We start from the raw sequence: 3,460 nt of genomic DNA, 5'->3' as shown, positions 1-3,460 counted from the left end.
CGTGGAGGCCGTACATCGCCAGTTCCGCAAGCTGACAAAGACCAAGGGTGGCTTCGCCAGTGAGAACGCCTTACTGAAGCTGCTCTATGCCGGTATACTCAAGGCATCCGAGCGCTGGACCCACCCGGTGCAGAACTGGAATCTGACGCTGTCACAGATGGCCATCCACTTCCCCGAGCGCCTGGACAAATACATCAGCCTGTGAGGCTGCTGGCTGTGACACAGAGTTTTGAACACCCTCGAGATCTCGCATCTTGAATCCGCCTCTTTGTTTATCTTTAAGAGCTAGCAGCGGCAACAACCAGAGCAGAAAACACAGTCAGCACCAATGAAAAAGTAACACGTATACGGATCGCATATTTTTTTACATCTTGGCTGGATAAAAGTTTCCACCCAGATCCAAATGCATACCTCAAAACAAGAGCAACTATTCTTGGATCTTGGCTCGATCGGGATCCCTCGTACAAAACTCCTTTAGCTCGCGTCTCCTCTATTAGATCAGGACACTCCTTTCGGATAATATTGAGCAATTTAAAGTAGGAGTGTAAGTAGAAAGCAGTACCTATAGCCATCACCATGCCGAGTAATTGAACCCAGAACATACCCGCTCCTAAAATTTTAATTCCGGGGTCAGGGCGTTCCTTTTGCCACTTGGGACATAGGGCAAGATCTGAATCATTCTATTCATGTCACTTCAACTCAACTTTATTAAGACTTTGAATCTCGTTTTCGCATTGCTCAGTCTCAACTGGACTTATATCAGCGCTTTTACACTGGAGACAGAAGTTCAACGTTAGCTTAAAACAGTAAACCCCACCGGGGTCGGTCATGCTGGAAACACCTTTACCAAACCCAAAGGAGGTCAATGTTCTTGGCTCCACTTTGGTATCGCCGGGCTCAACCTCAGTGTCGAAGAATGAACCGTTAGGCAATGACCCAGACAGGACACCATTTACCATCACATCATATTGATTAGTCCCACCAGCAAACGCCTGATCTCTATATACGTAGACTTTGCTCATGGCAGGGTCATCATTAGCCATCCCCTCATATTTCCCGCTGGACACAACCGGCGTGGCGATAGTGCACCCCCAAAAAAATGACATTGATAACGCAATGATGACTGTTTTTATAACCAACTTCATAACCCTTCCTTTTAAAAAAAACCCCAGTAACAAATCGAAAATAAGAGGCTGAGAGCAAGTCCTGCTGAATGCAGCGCTAATCTGAACCCCGGCCTCTGCTTAAAAACCAACCCTATCTCAAACACTTACAAAAATATGTAAGCCATATCCTACAAGTTCAACTTGCGCGTGGATGAAAACGGGCGGGAATTCAATAAACGAAAAGGCCTAGGCAGGAGGCTTCTTGGCGGCAAGGATTGCCGCTTTTCTTGCGGGTTTCCCTTGATGCTATGACTTCTGGAGACGCGGAAAATCCAGGTAATTTCTTAAGAGTAATACCGAACGTGCGCTACCGATTCACCAGCCGCCTGGCCTTCCAATACCGCTGACTCCAATAGGGATTGTTGAGCGACGACTGCATGACGCCACTACTCACCGACGCATGCATAAATTCATCCCCACCCATATAGATTCCCACGTGGCGATTGCCCGGTCCGGTTTTGAAGAACACCAGGTCGCCCACTTCCAGTTCGTTGCGGGCCACAGGCTCGCCTTCCTGCATCAGGGCGGAGGTGGTGCGGGGGACTTTCATGTTCAGCTGCGAAAGGAAGGTGAGATAGACGAAGCCAGAACAGTCCACGCCTTGCGTGCTGAGGCCACCGTATTGATAAGGCACGCCCTGCCAGTCTTCTTTCTGGGCGAGCAGGCTGTCGAGGATCAGGGTCTGCCGGGGCGGCAGCTCCTGCGGGGTTTCCGCTATTTCAGGTTGTGGGGATTGCCGTTCGGCGGGCACCAGGCTGCAGGCTGCCAGGCTGGTTAATACCAGGAGCAGGCAGGGAAGCCGGACAGGAATGGCGGTATAGCGGGGCATGGCGTGATAGTGATGGCTGACTTAAGGAGTCAGGCAGCCGGGCGGCGGGAAGGTTCCATAAGAACCATCTTGATGCAGGAGCGCCACTTGAGGCGCGATCCCGAGCTTTGGCGAGGGCATTCAACCGATCCTTCGCTTTGGCTCAGGTTCGCGCCTCAAGTGGCGCTCCTACAATGGGTTCGCTGTTAGGCCTGGGCCAGCTCGTCGCGCATTTGCTGGATGACGGTGGCGTAGTCGTCTTTGCCGAAGATGGCGGAGCCGGCCACGAAGGTGTCGGCGCCGGCGGCGGCGACTTCACGGATGTTCTTTTCGGAGACGCCGCCATCCACTTCCAGGCGGATATCGTAGCCGCTGGCGTCGATCAGCTGGCGCACGACGCGGGTCTTGTCCAGGGTGGAAGGAATGAATTTCTGGCCGCCGTAGCCCGGGTTCACGCTCATCAGCAGGATCATGTCCAGCTTGTCCATCACGTATTCCAGGCAGTCGGGGCGAGTGGCCGGGTTGAGCACCAGGCCGGCCTTGCAGCCGTAGCTCTTGATCAGCTGCAGGGAGCGGTCCACGTGCTGGCTGGCTTCCGGGTGGAAGGTGATATAGCTGGCGCCGGCTTCGGCGAACATGCTGATCAGCTCATCCACCGGGCTGACCATCAGGTGCACGTCGATGGGGGCGGTGATGCCGTGGTCGCGCAGGGCCTTGCAGACCATGGGGCCGATGGTCAGGTTGGGCACGTAATGGTTGTCCATCACGTCGAAATGGATCACATCGGCGCCGGCCGCCAGCACCGCGTCGCACTCTTCACCCAGACGGGCAAAGTTGGCGGCAAGGATGGAGGGGGCGATCAGATAATCCTGCTTGGGCATGGGGCATCCTCATAAAAACAGTTGCGAGTGGCGAGTTTCGAGTTGCGAAAAGCAAGATCCAAGGCTGTGGTTTGTCCTTTCGATACTCGCTTCTCGAAATTCGTCACTCTCCCGGAATGGCTTGTGTCATTCCGGCGCTATTCAGCAATCGATCCAGTTCATCCAGACGTTCCGGGGTGCCGATATCCCACCACTGGCCGCGGTGGTGTTCACCGCTGGCCGCGTTTTCCGCCATGGCCGCCCGCAATAGCGGCGCCAGTTTCGCTACACCGTCGGGCAGGTTGGCGAACACGGCGGGATCAAAGCGGCCAATGCCGGCATAGGTGAGCCTGGGCTCGGCATTATCGCGCAACCGACCGGCGTCTGTCAGATGAAAATCCCCTTGCGGGTGGTGCGCCGGGTTATCCGCCAGCACCAGATGCACCGGGTCCGGGCGATCCTCCACCAGCCGGGACAGATCAAAATCGGTCCAGATATCGCCGTTGACCAGCGCAAAGGGCTGATCGCCCAGCAACGACAGCGCGCGCTTGATGCCCCCGGCGGTTTCCAGGGGCGTGCCTTCGTGGGAGTAAACGATGGGAATGCCGTAGCGGGCACCGTCACCC

Annotated in this window: 4 protein-coding genes and 1 pseudogene; 1 reads left to right on the top strand and 4 read right to left on the bottom strand. The window is 55.1% G+C overall.

The window, feature by feature from the left end:
• Positions 1-205: pseudogene (locus A3754_RS21070) on the top strand (IS256 family transposase); the annotation flags it as partial.
• Positions 206-689: 484 nt separating this feature from the next.
• Here A3754_RS21070 and A3754_RS21060 read toward each other — a convergent pair.
• From A3754_RS21060 to A3754_RS28025, 4 genes are all read right to left on the bottom strand, one after another.
• The gene (locus A3754_RS21060) at positions 690-1,145 is read right to left on the bottom strand and encodes a DUF2846 domain-containing protein (protein ID WP_063521239.1); all 456 of its coding nucleotides are present in this window, start codon (positions 1,143-1,145) and stop codon (positions 690-692) included.
• A 328-nt stretch (positions 1,146-1,473) separates the two neighbouring features.
• Positions 1,474-1,995, bottom strand: coding sequence for an NlpC/P60 family protein (locus A3754_RS21055; protein ID WP_082872434.1), 522 nt, complete (start codon positions 1,993-1,995; stop codon positions 1,474-1,476).
• Positions 1,996-2,180: 185 nt separating this feature from the next.
• The gene (gene rpe, locus A3754_RS21050) at positions 2,181-2,855 is read right to left on the bottom strand and encodes a ribulose-phosphate 3-epimerase (RefSeq protein ID WP_063521238.1); all 675 of its coding nucleotides are present in this window, start codon (positions 2,853-2,855) and stop codon (positions 2,181-2,183) included.
• Between the two features lie 103 nt (positions 2,856-2,958).
• The coding region (locus A3754_RS28025; RefSeq protein WP_063521237.1) for a hypothetical protein at positions 2,959-3,460 on the bottom strand (502 nt) is incomplete at its 5' end.

Source organism: Alcanivorax sp. HI0083 (assembly GCF_001635175.1).
Note: the sequence above shows the minus strand (reverse complement) of the source record. Positions and strands in the feature narration are given on the sequence as shown.